Source organism: Massilia sp. CF038, from assembly GCF_900129765.1.
In the GTDB taxonomy this organism is placed as follows: Bacteria; Pseudomonadota; Gammaproteobacteria; order Burkholderiales; family Burkholderiaceae_D; genus Telluria_A.
On sequence record NZ_FQWU01000004.1, the window covers coordinates 209,460 to 225,370 of the forward strand.

Genomic DNA, 15,911 nt, shown 5'->3' on the forward strand with positions numbered 1-15,911 from the left:
TTCGCCCACATCGTCCTCGGCCTCGGCGGCCCCCTTGGCGGGGACCCATGGCACGGATGAGCCACCACTGAAAATCGTTGCCATGGGTCCCCGCCTCCGCGAGGACGATGTCGCGGTCTGCTACTCCCGGAACAAGTGGGCAAACGTGCGGCTCACCGGCAGTTTTTCAGCGCTGCCCCGCACCACCACTTCGAGCCGTTCGGCATCGATCCGGTCCGCACCCACGATGGCCTTCACATTGACGACCGTGCCACGGTGAATCTGCCAGAAACGTTCGCTGTCCAGGCCGCCAATCAAATCCTTGAGCGGAATCTTGACCAGCGCTTCCGCATCGGCCAGCACCACCCGCGTGTACTTGGTATCAGACTGGAAGAACAGCACGTCCTGCACATCGATCAGCCGGATCTGCTTGCCGACGGTGGCGCGGATCCATTTGAGCTGTTCGGGCGCCTTGTCCGGCAACGCGGCCTTGAGCTGCTGCAGGATGGCGCCCAGATCGGCAGGCGGCGCGGCCAGCTTGGCGCGCAAGCGCGTGAGCGCGCGCTCCAGGCGCGCCATCTCGACCGGCTTGAGCAGGTAGTCGACCGCGCCGGCATCGAAGGCCTCCACCGCGTACTGGTCGTAGGCGGTCACGAAGACGATATGGGCCGCGCTGCCAATGCGTTGTGCTACTTCCAGCCCCGACAGACCGGGCATGCGAATGTCCAGAAATACCACCTGCGGTGACAATTCCAGAAAGCCATCCCAGGCATCGTTGCCGTTTTCGGCCACCAGCACCACCTCGGCCTCGGGCCAGGCAAGCGCCAGGGCGTCCAGCAGGCGCTCGCGCATCAGGGGTTCATCTTCGGCAATCATGATGCGGGTTTTCATGCGGCACTTTCAACGGTAGCAAGGGGAAGGTGAATCTCGGCCAGCACGCCGCCATCGTCGGCGCCACTGATGCGCAGGGTGGCAGCTGGCCCGTATAGCAGCAGCAAGCGCGTGCGCACATTGGTCAAGCCTTCGCCTGACCCAGGCTGGTCGGCCAGGCCCGCACCTGTATCGCGCACGCACAAGTGCAGCGCGCTGCCCTCGCGCGCCGCGCTGATGCGGATCTCGCCACCGCGCAGAGAGGGTTCGATGCCGTGCTTGATCGCATTTTCTACCAGTGTCAGCAGCATCATGCTGGGCACTTCCACGCTGGCCAGCGCGGGCGGCAGGTCCAGCGTAAAGCGCAGCCGCTCGCCCTGGCGCACCGTCATGACCTTGAGATAAGCGTCGATCATGCCAAAGTCGGCCGCCAGCGTGACGCGCTCGCTACGCATTTCGCTCAGGCTGGCACGCAGAAAGGTGATCAGGTTGGCCGTGAGGGCCGCGGCGCGCGGGGCCTGGTGCTCTGCCAGCTGCTGCACGGCGCCCAGCGTATTGAACAGGAAGTGGGGCTCGATCTGGGCATGCAGCATGCGCAATTTGGCCTCGCTCAGTTCACGGGCGGCGCGGTCGCGCTCGGCTTCGTGTTCCAGTTTGGAATGCAGATTCTCGTACTGCTGGTTGCGCAAGCCCCCTACCACCGCCATGGGAATGGCAATGAACAAGCCGGCGCCAAGCCCGGTCACCAGCGCCTGCACCCAGCGCGTGGCCAGCGCATCCTGGAAGGACACGCCTTTTTTCATGGCACCGTGGGTCGAGCCGACCAGGGCACCAATGCCGGCGCAAAACATCAGTGCCACGCTCATCTGCAAGGTTTTGCCGATCATCTTGCGGTAGTTGAAATACGCCACCAGGAACACGAACATGGTGATCAGGCACAGCACGTTAACCACCACAATGCTGGCGAGCAAGCCTTTTTCGGGCGCGAGCAAATACAAGCCCACCCCGCACAGACTGAACAGAACAATCAGCTTGCCAATGGCGGCGTACACGCGCCAGCCGCGGTATTTGAGCGAGAAATCGCGCAGCTGCGCGCGTTCGATGGGGGACATGGACGCCAGTTTGCAGGCGGCCGCACGGCGCCAGCCTTCCCTGACCGTCTGCGCCGCCGCTGGTTCGTCCAGCACCCGCAATTGCTCCTGTTCCCAGTCCCGGTACCATTGCACCATCCTGCTCCACATGGCGTACTCCTGTCGTGTTGATCGATGGGTGCAGTCTACGTTTCCGGGCCGGCCTTGGCACGCGTCAGGCGACGAAGCACGGGCCCCGTGGGACGAAGCACGAATACCGCCCAGAAACGACGATCATATAGTTATTCAGGAAACTTTTACAGGGCCAGGCGGCGCGCTTCGCGCAGGCCCTCGACCATGACGGTCATGGCTTGCTGTTTGTTGGCTTCGCCTGGCACGCGCAGCACATACGCGGGGTGGTAGATGGTGACGATCCAGCGCCCCTGGTGCTGGAAGGGTTGGCCCAGCACATCCTTGAGGGCGGCATGCGGGTTGCCGGTGATGGCCTTGAGCGCCGTGCTGCCCAGCGCCACGATCACGTTCGGCTGCACCTGCGCCAGTTCGCTCTCGAGCCAGTAATTGCAGGCCTCGACCTCGCGCTGGGCCGGGGTCTTGTGCATGCGCCGCTTGCCGCGCGGCTCCCACTTGAAATGTTTGACGGCATTGGTCAGATACACAGTGCGCCGGTCCAGCGCGGCCTGTTCCAGGGCCCGCTCCAGCAACTGCCCCGCCGGGCCCACAAAGGGCAGACCGGCCAGGTCTTCCTGGTCGCCCGGTTGCTCGCCCACCAGCATGATGCGCGCCTGCGCCGGGCCGACTCCGGCCACTGCCTGGGTGGCATGCTCCCACAGCGGGCAGCGGCGGCAGGCGTCAAGCGTGCTGGGCGCCTGCCGCTGGGGCTGCGCCTTGTCAGCCGCAATGGGAATGGCCGTGCCGCCGCGGGCACCCACGCTGCGCGTTTGCCCCACCTGACGCGCACCTGTGGCCGCCTGGCTGACCATGGCAGGCACCACGCTGCCTTCGGGCAGGTTTTTCCAGAAGCGGGAAGGAATGTGGCCGTGCATGAGCTCGGCATTCAGGCGCGCCGGATTAAAGATGCTGCGGTAATACGTGAGCCACAGGGCTTCACCGGCATCGACAATGTCTTCGGGGCCGCGCATCAAGGGGCCAGTGCTGTGCAGGGTGCAGCCGTCCCACATGACGCTTGCGTCTGGCGTGGCGATCATCCAGGTGACCCGGCCCATGCGGCTGGCGAAGTGCTTGGCCACTTGCGGCAGAACATCGTGCGCAGGCTCGAACCAGGCCACAAAGCGGGGCGGCCCGGCATCGTCGCGCCGTTCACGGAAACGGATGTAGGCATGCATGTCATGCTCTTCGCGCTTGACCGCCTTGACCATGGCATGCAGCTTTGCGCCGTCTTCGTCGGCAGCGGAAATGACGGCGTGTTCGCCCTGCTGCCAGCGCCACAGCACCAGATACAGAAACGCCCAGCGGTTAGGCACGCGGCAGCAGGCGGCTGTTTGCAGCATGTCCATCAGCTTGCGTGAAATACGGGGCGCTGCCGCACCGGGTGCGTGGCCGTCCATGGCAGCCTGTGCCTGGGCGGGCGCCAGCGCCGCATCGGCTGTAACGACCGTGGCGGGATCCGCATCGGCATGGGCAAACAGATCGCCACCATCTTTGTGCGATATCCATTGCACCTGGTGAGGTGCCACCTGATGGGCCAGCAGATCGCGCGCAGCACGGCGCCATTCGTCAAAGGAATGGACCAGCAGCGGCCGCCCGGCCGCCACCGTAGCCGCTGCGGCAGGTGCGCTCACGCTGCTTGCAGTTCCGCCCATAGATCGAGCTGCTGTGGTGAATGTTCTGCCATGGAGCGCCGCAACACGTGCGAAGCCGTGCTGTCAGCCGCAGGCCGGTAATCGGCCGTGACGATGAAGGGGGCGATTTTTTTCATGCTGCAGCGCAGGCGCGTGAGGTCGGCATAGCGGATGCGGCGCAGGCGGCGCAGTTCCACCAGCCGCTTGGCGTTGCGCAGGCCGATGCCGGGCACGCGCGCAATCATGCTTTCTTCGGCCATGTTCAGGTCGAGCGGAAAATGCTCGCGGTGCGCCAGCGCCCAGGCCAGCTTGGGATCGATGTCGAGTGCCAGGTTGCCGGCTGCCGGCAGCAGCTCGCCGGCCTGGAAACCGTAGCCGCGCATGAGAAAGTCGGCCTGGTAAAGCCGATGTTCGCGCTGCATGGGTGGCGGCGCCAGCGGCACCGTGCCCGGACTTTGCGGAATCGGGCTGAAGGCCGAGTAATACACGCGCTTGAGCTTGTAGCTGCCGTACAGTGTTTGCGCCGTTTGCAGGATGGTCTGGTCGTCGCTGGCGTCGGCCCCGACAATCATCTGCGTGCTTTGCCCAGCCGGTGCAAAGGCTGGCGCGCGCGGCTCTTCGGCCTTTTCGTCGAGCTTGCGGCGGATCGAGCCCATGGCCAGTTTGATGGTATGGACGTTTTTTTCCGGCGCCAGGCGCTCGATGCTGTGCTCGGTCGGGAGTTCGATGTTGACGCTTAACCGGTCGGCATACTTGCCGGCGGCGGCGATCAAGGCCGGGTCGGCGTCCGGGATGGTTTTCAGGTGAATATAGCCACGGAAATTGTGCACTTCGCGCAACTGGCGGGCGATGGCCACCAGTTGCTCCATGGTGTAGTCGGATGACTGGATGATGCCCGAACTGAGGAACAGGCCGTCAATATAATTACGCAGATAAAAATCGACCGTGAGCTTGACCACCTCGTCCACGGAAAAGCGGGCCCGCGGCACGTTGGACGTGCGCCGGTTGACGCAATACTGGCAGTCGTACACGCAGAAATTGGTGAGCAGAATTTTAAGTAGGGACACGCAGCGCCCGTCCGGCGTGTAGCTGTGGCAAATGCCCATGCCACTGGTGGCGCCAATGCCGTCTTTGCCTTCGGAGCTGCGCTGGGGCGCACCGCTGCTGGCACAGGACGCGTCGTACTTGGCCGCGTCGGCCAGAATTTCCAGCTTGTCCATCAATTCCATGGGGGCGCTCTTTAACTGTATGTATATACAGTATAATACATCAGCAGCGCCGCCGCTGTCGCACTTTAGCCGTCAGCGTACTTCCGCTCGCAACTGCGCCACATGGGCCAGCTGGGCGTGACTCATGCGGGCGGCAATCTGGTGCAGGGTGGGGCCGGCCTCGGCTTCGCCAGCGTGTTCGGCCTGCAATAGCCAGGCATAGGCAGCCAGCAGGTCGCGCCGCGCACCCTGGCCGCTGGCATGCTTGCGGCCCAGCTCGAACTGGGCCCGTGCATGGCCCAGGCGCGCCGCCCGAAGGTAGCAGGCAAAGGCGGCGGCCGGGTCGGGCGCCACGCCCTGCCCGCTTTCGTAACGCTGCGCCAGTGCAAACTGGGCGGCGGCGTCCTGCCTTGGGTCGCGTTGCGTGGCCATTATGCAGGCCCCTGGCCAAGGGCCACGGCATTGCGTTCGGGTACCGGATAATGCTCTTCCAGCACGCAGATAAATTCCGCCAGCGACACCGGATGATGGAACAGGTAACCCTGCATGGTCATGCAGCCATTTGCCTTTAAATAGCGGGCCTGCATTTCCGTTTCCACCCCTTCCGCAATCAGGTGCAAGCCCAGCCCGCGCGCGATCGAAATAATGGCCAGAATGACCGGGTAGTGGCCCTGCTCGTCGTGAATCACCTTCACGAACGACTGGTCGATCTTGATGGTATGGATCGGGAAGCGGTGCAGATACGACAGCGACGAGTAGCCGGTGCCAAAATCGTCAATCGCCACCGACACGCCCAGCTGGCACAGTTTATTGAGCTGGTCGATCGCGTACTGTGGATTGCGGATGCAGATGTTTTCGGTGATTTCCACTTCGATCTGGGCCGGCGAAATCCCGTATCGCACCAGGGCCCCGCGCATCTTCTCGAAAAAATCGCCCCGGTCCAGGTATTGCGGTGACAGATTGAGCGACAGCCGGATCGACTGGCCGCCCGCCGCATTCCAGATCTGCATGTCGCGGCACAGGGCGGTGATCATCCAGTCCGAAATCGGCAGCATCAGGCCATTGTCTTCGGCAAACGGCAGGAACTCGCCAGCCATCAGCACACCGCGCTGCGGATGGTTCCAGCGCATCAAGCCCTCGGCCCCGACGATGCGGCCGGTGACGACGTCGATCTGCGGTTGGTAATACATTTCCAGCTCGTCCAGTTCGAGGGCGCGCCGCAAAGCTTGTTCCAGCGCGATTTTCTGGTGCGACACGTCAAGCATGGCGCGGTCATAAAAGGCGTGCCCGTTTTTGCCCAGCGCCTTGACCTGGTACATGGCGATGTCGGCATGGCGCAGCAGTTCGTCGATCGATTCACCATCGACCGGATACACGGCAATGCCGATGCTGGCTGAAATATGTACTTCGTGGCCATCCAGGTCGAAGGGCTTGTGCAGGCACTCGAGGAATTTGTCGGCGATGTTGCGCGCGTCGTCGCGGTCGCGCAGTTCCGGCAGCACGATGGTGAATTCGTCGCCACCCTGGCGCGCCAGGGTGTCGCCGCGGCGCAGGCATTCCTTCAGGCGCAGCGCCACCTGCTGCAGCAGTTCGTCACCCTTGACGTGGCCCAGCGTATCGTTGACCAGCTTGAAGCGGTCCAGATCGATGAACATCACCGCCAGTTCGGTCGCGCGGCGCTTGGCCTGGATCACGGCCAGCCCAAGCCGGTCCTTGAACAGCATCCGGTTCGGCAGGTCGGTCAGAATATCGTGGTAGGCCTGGTAGGAGATGACTTCCTCGGCGCGCTTGCGGTCTGTGATGTCGCGCGCCACGCCATAGGTGCCGAAAAATTCGAGCTTGCGCACTTCGGTGTCGGGCACGTGCATGCCGATCGAATTGAGCGAAATGGTCATCAGCGTGTTGTTGAAGGTGCGGTCGGCGTCCGTGCCGCTATGGCACTTCAGGCGCAGTTCCACGTTGCGCGAGGCGCGTTCGTCGACCCGCCGCTCGTTGAATACATAACGCGCGCGCTCCAGGTCTTCATCGTGCACCAGAATCGAGTAGTGCTTGCCAATCAGTTCTTCGCGGGTAAAGCCCAGCAGCTGGTAGGCGCGGTCATTCACGAACGTGAAGCGCCCCTCATGGTTCAGGGTGTAAATCAGGTCGGGCGAGCTGTCGACCAGGTAGCGGTATAGCTTTTCCGAGTTCTCCAGCTGCGAGGCGATGCGCTGGTTAGCCAGTTCCAGGCGTCGCTGGGCCAGCGCGTTGGTCACGGTCTTGAGCAGCTCTTCGCGGCTGCAAGGCTTGCGCAGATAATCGTAGGCGCCCCGTTTGAGCGCGCCAATGGCGGCGTCGATCCCCACATCGCCGCTCATGACGATGACGTCAACGTCCATGCCCTTTTCATTGATCACATCCATGATCTGGTGCCCGCTCATGTCGGGCAGGCGCAAGTCCAGCAGGACCAGGTCGAATTTCAGCTTGTGCAGGTGTTCCAGCGCCTCGCTGCCGCAGCTGGCGCGCACGATGTGATAGTTGCGCCCTTCCAGCATGTCTTCGAGCGCGGCCAGCAGCAGCGGCTCGTCGTCCACCAGCAGCAGGCGTGGCAGCACGTCCAGTTCAAACTGGAGCGCGGGGGCGGTGCCCTCCTCGATCCGTGGCAATGCCGGCGCGGCACTGGCGGTACTCAAATTCATTGTGATCCCAAGCTCATACGTCAGTCCATCAGCCGCGCGCCAGGCGCGGCCATGCTGCTTGCGCCGCCAGCGGCGGGCAACAGAAGTTCAAAGGAAGTGCCGGCGCGGCCGCTGCGGCAACTGATCATGCCGCCCATCTGGCGCACCAGCGCGTGCACATGCGACAGGTCCGGGCCTTGCTGGGGCGCCGAGGTCGAACTGCGCACCGCGGAAAACAGGCTGGCGATCGCGTCCGGCGCCAGGCAGGGGCCATTATCGCTTACCGTCAGCGCCACGTACAGGCGGCCATCACGCCGCACCTGGCCGCTGGCGCCCAGAACGATGCGCGCGCCATGAGGCTGGGCGACGCGCGCGTGCATCACCAGTTCCACCAGCACCTGGCGCATGGGCGCGGCCTCGCCAGCGATCCACAGCCCCGGATCGAGCGCGCCCAGGGCGCAGCCATCGGCCACGAACTGGCGCTGCACGGCTTCGATCAGGGGCACACAATCAAAGGCCCCGCCGCGCGGCGGCGCTGGCGCTGCCTGTGTTCCCGCCGCGCTGACCAGGGTCAGACCGCATCCTTCCGCGCCCAGGCGCCGCTGGCTGGCGTCGGCGAACGGCACAGCGGCCGCCGGCCGCTCGCTCAAATCGGCAACGCCGTCGAGCGCGATACCCAGATGCGTGGCCAGCAAACCGACCTGCTGCGCGCCCGCCTGGCGCAGCTCGTCCACGTGCGCCATGGTGCAGGCGCACAGCGCCAGCGCGTCATCAAGCTCGGACGCTGGCACGCAAGCCAGATCATGGCAGGCCAGCAGGTGTGCCAGACGCACCATGCGTACCAGCGTATGGCTGGCGCGCAAACTGGCGCTCGGTTCATGGTGATACAGCACCGCGTCGGCCAGGGCGCTGTCCAGATCCCAGCGGGCGATCAGCCAGGCGCCTGCTTCCGCGTGCGTGATCTGCATGCTGCCCTGTTCGGCCGCGCACAGGGCCTCGTCGTCCCGCGCGCCGAAGTTGGCGGCATATTCCTGGGGGGCGCTGGCCAGCAGCGCCAGACGGCCCACGTTGTGCAGCAATCCCGCCAGGTACGCTTGTTCGGGCTGGCGGTAGCCCATGCGCCGCGCCAGTTCGCGCGCAATCACGGCGGCGCTCAGCGACTGCTGCCAGAAACGGCGCAGGTCCAGACTGCCCGCATGGGGAAACCGGCCCAGCGTGCGCACCACCGAGGCACCGATGGCCAACTGCAGGATCATGCTGGTGCCCAGCGTGGCGAGCGCCTGTTCCAGATCGCTCTCACGCCCACCGCGCCCATAGGCGGGGCTGTTGGCCACGGCCAGCATGCGCGCGGTCAGGCCGGGATCGGTCCCCACCAGCGCTGCCAGCTCCCGCATGCCCTGGTCGTCCGCCTGCAAGTGCTCGATGACCTTGAACAGGATTTGCGGCATGACCGGCAATGGGGCAACCAGCAGGCGATTGCGGATGTCAAAGTCGGGTGGATGCATCATTCAGGCACTGCCGCCAAGGTCGGGGTGGGACACGCGGCACGCCAGCATCGCTGCCGCGCCGTTATAGTTTGCGCACTATTATCAAAAAGCCGATTAGCATATATACACTAAAGTTGACTTCTGAACATATCCGTACGAAAAAAAACTTGTCCGATGCCACGCAATCAGGCCATTTTCGGTGCCATCCGGCGCTTGTATAGACGAGATCCCAGCCACAAAGCCAGCGCCAGCAGGGCAAACACCGCCTGTCCGATCGCCAGCGCCAGCACCGAGTGCGACAGCAGCGGCGAAATCAGCCCGGACACCAGAGCGCCGAACATGGTCACCGCAAACGACTGGCAGGACGCGACTGTGCCGCGAATGTGGGGGAACAGGTCGAGCGCCAGCAAGGTGGCACCGGGACCGATGATGGAGGTGCCAAAGGTGTAGAAGAACAGGGGCAGCACGGTCCAGGGCAAGGCTGGCGGGAACACGCTGTGATACAGCACGTTGACGCTGACGGCAGCGAGCACGAAGCCGAAGCCGATCCGGATCTGGCGCGCAAAGCTCATCTTGCCGGCAATGCGGTTGGCCACCAGCGCCCCCAGGAAAATGCCGCCCACGGACGGAATGAACAGCCAGCCGAACTGGCTCGGGCCCAGGCCCAGGCTTTGCGGCAGCATCACCGGCGCCGACGAGATATACAGAAACAGGCCGCCGAAATTGAGGGCCACGATACCGGCCTTCATGTGGAACAGGGGCGAACTGAAAATGGCCGAATAGCTTTGCCACAGGAAGCGCGGATTGAAGGGCTGGCGCTTGTCCGCCGCCAGCGTTTCGGGCAGGCGCCGGTAGCAAAAGATGAACAGCAGGATCGTGTACGCCAGCAGCGCCAGAAAGATGGTTCGCCAGTCCGACACTGCCACAATGATCCCGCCCAGGATGGGCGCAATGGCTGGCGCGATGGTGAAGATCATCGTTACCAGCGACAGCAGGCGCGCGGCGGCGGCATCGGCATACAGGTCGCGAATAATCGCGCGCCCCACCACCACCCCGGCACCGGCCGAGACGCCCTGCATGATACGGAACACCCACAGGTAATGGACCGAATGCGAGGCGGCGCAGCCAAAGGTGCCAATGGCGAACAGCACCAGGGCGCACAAAATCACGTTGCGCCGGCCAAAGGCGTCCGCCAGCGCGCCGTGCCACAGCGCCATGCCGCCAAAGGCGAGCATGAAGGCGGTCAGGGTTTGCTGCACCTCGACTGCGGAGGCGCCAAGGTCGGCTTGAATGTGCGGGAAGGCCGGCAGGTAGGCATCAATTGAAAACGGCCCCAGCATCGCCAGCAGCGCCAGCATGACTGCCAGCGCAGTACGCCCCGGCAGCGGCCGGCGCGGCACCTCCGGCAAGGGCACCGGCGTGACCGGGTCCGGTGGCAGGTTGGGAGGCGGGGCCGGGAACATCAGCTCTGCTTCGGTTTGGCTTCTTCGCGGCGGTTGTAGCCCGCCACCATGTCGAAGCGGAACAGGCGGCATTCCAGCGCGCCGTTGAAGAACGGCGTCTTGCGCGCTTCCTTCAGGCGCAGCAGCTTGGGCAGCGACAGGTCGGCAGTAAACAGGAACACGGTCCAGCCGGCAAAGCGCTGCTTGAGCGTGGTGCCCAGCGCGGCATAGAACGCGACCGACATTTCATCGGCCGGCACCGTGCTGTCGCCGCGCACGCCGATCCGCTCGCCATACGGTGGATTGGTCAGCAAGATGCCCGGCTGTTCGGTGGGCGGTTTGACTTCCTGCGCTTCGATCTGCTTGAGCGGCACATCGAACATGACACCGGCGATTTTCAGGTTATGGCGCGTCATGGCCACCATGTCGCCCGAAATATCGCTGCCGAAAATGGTCGGCTCGGTTGGCAGCGGGTTCGGCTTGATCGCGTTCTTCATCTCTTGCCAGGGCGCGGCCACGAAGCTGTTGAACTTTTCAAAGGCAAAGCGGCGCCGCGCGCCCGGCGGAATGCCCTGCACCATCTGGGCGGCTTCAATCAGAATGGTACCGGAACCGCACATGGGATCGAACAGCACCGTGCCAGGCTTCCAGCCGGCCACGCGCAGCATGCCGGCCGCGAGGTTCTCGCGCAGCGGCGCGTCGCCCGTTTCCTCGCGCCAGCCGCGCTTGAACAGCGCCTCGCCCGAGGTATCGAGATACAGCGTGAAATTGCGCGCATCCAGGAAGCCGACAATGCGCATGTCCGGCTCGCGCGTATTGACCGAGGGGCGCTTGTTGAACTGGTCGCGGAAGCGGTCGCAGATCGCATCCTTGATCTTGAGGGTGGTGAATTCCAGACTGCGCAGGGGCGACTTGACCGCGGTCACGTCGACCCGGATCGTATGGTCGACGTCGAACCAGTCTTCCCATGGCTGCGCCAGGGTCAGGTCGTAAATGTCGTTTTCGTTGTTGTAGCTCTGGTGCGCCATGCGCATCAGAACTCGCGACGCGATGCGCGAGTGCAGATTGATGCGGTACGAGTCGGTCACGTCGCCCGAGCAATGTACGCCGCCTGGCACCTGGTTGTGCACCTTCATGGTGCTGCTGGTCAGTGCGATTTCGCCCAGCTCTTCAGCCAGTGCCGCTTCCATGCCGCGCGGGCAAGGACAGAAAAATGAAGCCATGGGTGTACCCTTTATCCGTTATAAAAAAACCACCACATCGCCCTCGCGGAGGCGGGGGCCTATGCCACGTCCCCCGAATCCGGTAACGTGGCATGGGTCCCCGCCTTCGCGAGGACGATGTCAACTAAAATCCAAAATCAACCACCACATCGCCCTCGCGGAGGCGGGGGCCTATACCATGTTACCGAAGTCGGCGAAGTGGTATAGGCCCCCGCCTCCGCGAGGGCGATGTAGCACTTACTCTTTCGTGCTTAACCGAGCGCGCGCTCGACAAAGTCAAGCCGGTCCTGTCCCCAGAAGCCTTCGCCGTCGACCACATACCACGGTGCGCCAAACACATTCGCGGCGATCGCTTCATCGGTATTCTTGTCCAGCTGTTCCTGCACCCCGGCCGTCTGCGCCGACTTCATCAGCATACGCCCATCGTAGCCCAGCAGATCGGCCACTTGCACCAGCGTGTCTTCATCCGAGATATTCTTTTCTTCCGCCCACAGCGCGCGCATGATCGCGCCTGCGAGCGCCAGCGCTGCATCGGCGCCCAGGCTGGTGCGCGCGGCGATGATCAGCTTGGCCGCTGCATCTGGCGGCACCGGAAAGAACACCGGCTGTACGTTCATCGGCAAACCAAGATGGGCAGCCACGCGCGCCATCTCGAGCAGGCGGTAAGCCTGGCGCTGCGGCGTGCGTTTGGCCAGCGGCAGCCCACCCGACACGCTGAACACCCGTCCCAGATCGACCGGTTTGATGTCCACCGGCGCGCCCTTGCACTCAGCCAGCGCCACCAGCCGCGCATGCCCCAGGTAGGTCCACGGCGACAAGGGCGTCATGTAGTAGGTGATTGTCTTGCTCATCGGGCGCCCTTCAGAACGGCTTGACCACAACCAGGATCACGATCGCCAGCAGCAGGAAGGCCGGCACCTCGTTAAAGATGCGGAACCACTTGTGCGAGCGCTTGTTGACGCCTTTTTCAAACTTGGTCAGGATCGAGCCGCAAGCATGGTTGTAGCCAATTGCCAGCACCACCAGGGTCAGCTTGGCATGCAGCCAGCCCCCCTTGAAGCCATAACCGAGCCACAGCCACGCCCCCAGCAGCACGGCCGGCACGGACAGATACATGGAGAAGCGGTACAGCTTGCGCGCCATGAGCAGCAGGCGTGCATTCGCGGTGGGGTCGGTTTCCATGGCCAGGTTCACGAAAATGCGCGGCAGGTACAGCAGCGCGGCAAACCACGAGGCGACAAAGAAAATGTGAAAGGCTTTAATCCAGAGCATGGGGCTTCCTGTGAAAGGGTTGTGCGGGTGTCAGTTGCGAATTTCGCCGTGGCCGAACACCACGTACTTGAGCGAGGTCAGCCCTTCCAGTCCGACCGGGCCGCGCGCATGCAGCTTGTCGTTGGAAATACCGATTTCAGCGCCCAGGCCGTACTCGAAGCCGTCGGCAAAGCGGGTCGAAGCATTGACCATCACCGAGGCCGAATCGACTTCACGCAAGAAGCGCAGCGCGTCGCTATAGTCTTCGGTGACAATCGACTCGGTATGCTTGGACGACCAGGTGTTGATATGCTCGATCGCTTCGTCAATATCGGCCACCACCTTGACCGCCAGGATCGGCGCCAGGTATTCGGTGCGCCAGTCTTCTTCGGTGGCGTGCGCCAGATGGGCGTAGCCAGCCAGGATGGCATGCGCTTCCGGATCGGCGCGCAGTTCCACCTGCTTGGTGGCGTACAGTGCGGCCAGCTGCGGCAGCACGGTGGGCGCAATGGCCCGCGCCACCAGCAGCGTTTCCATGGTGTTGCAGGTGCCGTAGCGGTGGCATTTGGCGTTGAACGCGATCGGCAGCGCCTTGGCCAGGTCGGCCTTGGCATCGATGTACAGGTGGCAGATGCCGTCCAGGTGCTTGATCATGGGGACCGTGGCTTCTTCCATCAGACGCGCGATCAGGCCCTTGCCGCCGCGCGGCACGATCACGTCCACGTACTGCGGCATGGTGATCAGCGCGCCCACGGCAGCGCGGTCGGTGGTGTCGACAATCTGCACGCCGTCGGCCGGCAGACCGGCGCCTTGCAAGCCTTCCGCGACAATTTTCGCCAGGGCGCGGTTGCAATGAATGGCTTCCGAGCCGCCCCGCAAAATGGTGGCGTTGCCGCTCTTGATGCACAGGCCGGCCGCGTCCACCGTGACGTTCGGACGCGCTTCGTAAATGATGCCAATCACGCCCAGCGGCACACGCATTTGCCCGACCTGGATCCCGCTGGGACGGAACTTCATGTTCGAGATTTCACCAATCGGGTCAGCCAGCGAGACGATCTGGCGCAAGCCTTCCACCATGGTGGCGATGGCCGCGTCCGACAAGGCCAGCCGGTCCAGCATGGCCGGTGCCAGGCCCGCTGCCTGGGCGGCATCGAGGTCAAGCTGGTTGGCTGCCCGCAGCAGCGCCTGATCGCGCACGATGGCGTCGGCGATCAGGGTCAGGGCGCGGTTGCGGGTGGCGCTGTCGGCACGGGCCATGGCGCGCGACGCACTGCGTGCGCGCTGGCCGACGGATTGCATGTATTCGGTGATGTTCATTGTGTGCTGCCGTAAAAAGAGCGGATGCGGACACGCTTGTCCGCACCAGGGTGAATCAGCCGCGGACGACCTTCAGCGCCAGCTGCAGCATCGCATCCCAGGCGTCGCCCGCAAACGCCGGTGCGCGCAAGCCCTTGATCATTTTGTCGACCTGGGCGGCGTCCTGCAGGGCCTGTTCCAGCGTTGCCAGCGAAATGCGGCGCAAGGCCGGCTCCATCATGCGCTCTTTCGGACCCCAGATGCGGTACTCCTTGAGCAGCACGCCAAGCGGCCTGCCCTGCGCCATCCCGGATTTCAATTTTAACAGCGTCCGGATTTCTTCGGCGACGGCCCACAAAACCAGCGGCAGCGCCTCGCCTTCACCCTTCAAGCCCTCGAGCATGCGCACCAGGCGCGCGGGGTCGCCCGCCAGCATCGCTTCGGACAGCTTGAACACATCGTAGCGCGCCACATTCAGTACCGCATCGTGGATCTGCTCGAAGCTCAAGCGCCCCGGCTCGTGCAGCAGACCCAGTTTTTGAATCTCCTGGTGCGCGGCCAGCAGATTGCCCTCGACCCGGTCGGCGATGAAGTCCAGGCCCTGGCGGTCGGCGCTTTGCCCTTGGGCGGCCAGACGGTTGCCGATCCAGGCCGGCAACTGGGCTCGCTCGATGCTGGGAATTTCGATATAGACGGCAGCCTGCTGCAGGCTGGCCACCCAGGCTGCCTTGGCGGTTTGCCAGTCCAGCTTGGGCAGGGTGATCAGGGTCAGGTTGTCGGGACTGAGATCCTTGGCATAGGCTTGCAAGGCGGCGCCGCCATCCTTGCCCGGCTTGCCACTGGGGATGCGCAGCTCGATCAGCTTCTTGTCGCCAAACAGCGACAGCGCCTGGTTGGCAGCGAGCAGTTCGCCCCACTTGAAGGTGCGTTCAACGGTCAGCACGTCGCGCTCCGAATAGCCACCGGCACGCGCGGCGCGCCGGATCTTGTCGGCCGCCTCGAGCGCGAGCAGATGCTCGTCGCTGCTGATCACATACAGCGGCGCAATCGTCTTGGCCAGGTGGCCGTCGAGTGCATCAATGCGCAGCTGCATCGCCCATCCTCACTGCGCCTTGATGGCCGTCATGCGGCGCAGGATCTGCTGCACCAGGTCGCTCTGCATATCGCGGAACAGCAGTACTTCTTCCGATTCCTTGGCCAGGATTTGGCGCTCATCGAATGGCAACGAGCGCTTGAGCGTGATTTCCGTCGGCGGCAGCAGCGTCCGGCCGTTGGCATCGCTGACCTTGAATACCACGGTGTAGGTCAGCAGGTACTCGCCTACCCGGCCCTGGCCCTTGAGCGACAGAATCTGCTTGCCGCGTGCTTCCGACACCACGTCGAACTGCGCTTGCGCCTGGGTCGCATCGGTCACCACCTCGACCATATCGCCGCCGCGCAGATTGCGCCGCAACTCGATGCCCAGGGCCGACGTATCCGGGAAGTTCAGATAGATGCTCTTGAATGGCATGCGGTATTCGCCGTTTGAACCACGCAGCTGAAAGCCGCAGGCCGACAGCGATGCCAGCACCGCCAGCATCAGGACCAGTTTGCGAAAGGCGCTCATGT

General features: G+C 63.9%; 14 protein-coding genes. All 14 read right to left on the reverse strand.

Translation table 11 applies throughout. From position 1 onward, the window contains the following. Window positions 1-120: 120 nt before the first annotated feature. Window positions 121-870, reverse strand: coding sequence for a LytR/AlgR family response regulator transcription factor (locus BUC24_RS22340; protein WP_073222187.1), 750 nt, complete (start codon window positions 868-870; stop codon window positions 121-123). Beyond that, window positions 867-2,090 (reverse strand): sensor histidine kinase, encoded by a 1,224-nt coding sequence (locus tag BUC24_RS22345; RefSeq protein ID WP_083599096.1) that lies wholly within the window; start codon window positions 2,088-2,090, stop codon window positions 867-869. Before BUC24_RS22345 ends, BUC24_RS22340 begins: the two co-directional genes overlap by 4 nt. A gap of 146 nt (window positions 2,091-2,236) precedes the next feature. Continuing rightward, a complete protein-coding gene (locus tag BUC24_RS22350; protein WP_083599097.1) occupies window positions 2,237-3,760 on the reverse strand; it encodes a UdgX family uracil-DNA binding protein in 1,524 nt (507 codons plus the stop codon). Then, on the reverse strand, window positions 3,736-4,968 hold the full coding sequence (locus BUC24_RS22355) for a putative DNA modification/repair radical SAM protein (protein WP_073222192.1): 1,233 nt from the start codon (window positions 4,966-4,968) through the stop codon (window positions 3,736-3,738). Before BUC24_RS22355 ends, BUC24_RS22350 begins: the two co-directional genes overlap by 25 nt. A gap of 72 nt (window positions 4,969-5,040) precedes the next feature. Next, window positions 5,041-5,379 (reverse strand): tetratricopeptide repeat protein, encoded by a 339-nt coding sequence (locus BUC24_RS22360; RefSeq protein ID WP_073222195.1) that lies wholly within the window; start codon window positions 5,377-5,379, stop codon window positions 5,041-5,043. Next, window positions 5,379-7,625, reverse strand: coding sequence for a putative bifunctional diguanylate cyclase/phosphodiesterase (locus BUC24_RS22365; RefSeq protein ID WP_073222198.1), 2,247 nt, complete (start codon window positions 7,623-7,625; stop codon window positions 5,379-5,381). Before BUC24_RS22365 ends, BUC24_RS22360 begins: the two co-directional genes overlap by 1 nt. 20 nt (window positions 7,626-7,645) lie before the next feature. Then, window positions 7,646-9,112 (reverse strand): HDOD domain-containing protein, encoded by a 1,467-nt coding sequence (locus tag BUC24_RS22370; RefSeq protein WP_073222201.1) that lies wholly within the window; start codon window positions 9,110-9,112, stop codon window positions 7,646-7,648. Window positions 9,113-9,276: 164 nt separating this feature from the next. After that, window positions 9,277-10,554, reverse strand: coding sequence for a multidrug effflux MFS transporter (locus tag BUC24_RS22375; RefSeq protein ID WP_143167621.1), 1,278 nt, complete (start codon window positions 10,552-10,554; stop codon window positions 9,277-9,279). Continuing rightward, window positions 10,554-11,756, reverse strand: a complete 1,203-nt coding sequence (locus BUC24_RS22380; RefSeq protein ID WP_373887983.1) for a THUMP domain-containing class I SAM-dependent RNA methyltransferase — start codon at window positions 11,754-11,756, stop codon at window positions 10,554-10,556. Before BUC24_RS22380 ends, BUC24_RS22375 begins: the two co-directional genes overlap by 1 nt. A 251-nt stretch (window positions 11,757-12,007) precedes the next feature. Beyond that, window positions 12,008-12,607: a 2-hydroxychromene-2-carboxylate isomerase gene (locus BUC24_RS22385; protein ID WP_073222206.1), complete on the reverse strand. Its 600-nt coding sequence runs from the start codon at window positions 12,605-12,607 to the stop codon at window positions 12,008-12,010. Between the two features lie 10 nt (window positions 12,608-12,617). Next, window positions 12,618-13,028 (reverse strand): CopD family protein, encoded by a 411-nt coding sequence (locus BUC24_RS22390; protein ID WP_073222208.1) that lies wholly within the window; start codon window positions 13,026-13,028, stop codon window positions 12,618-12,620. A gap of 30 nt (window positions 13,029-13,058) precedes the next feature. Then, entirely contained in the window at window positions 13,059-14,324 is a 1,266-nt protein-coding gene (locus BUC24_RS22395; protein WP_073222210.1) for a glutamate-5-semialdehyde dehydrogenase, read from the reverse strand. Window positions 14,325-14,379: 55 nt separating this feature from the next. Then, window positions 14,380-15,396, reverse strand: coding sequence for a DNA polymerase III subunit delta (holA, locus tag BUC24_RS22400; protein WP_073222212.1), 1,017 nt, complete (start codon window positions 15,394-15,396; stop codon window positions 14,380-14,382). A 9-nt stretch (window positions 15,397-15,405) separates the two neighbouring features. Next, window positions 15,406-15,909 carry an LPS-assembly lipoprotein LptE gene (lptE, locus tag BUC24_RS22405; RefSeq protein ID WP_073222498.1) on the reverse strand — a complete coding sequence of 168 codons (504 nt, stop codon included), beginning with the start codon at window positions 15,907-15,909 and terminating at the stop codon, window positions 15,406-15,408. Between the last annotated feature and the right edge of the window lie 2 nt (window positions 15,910-15,911).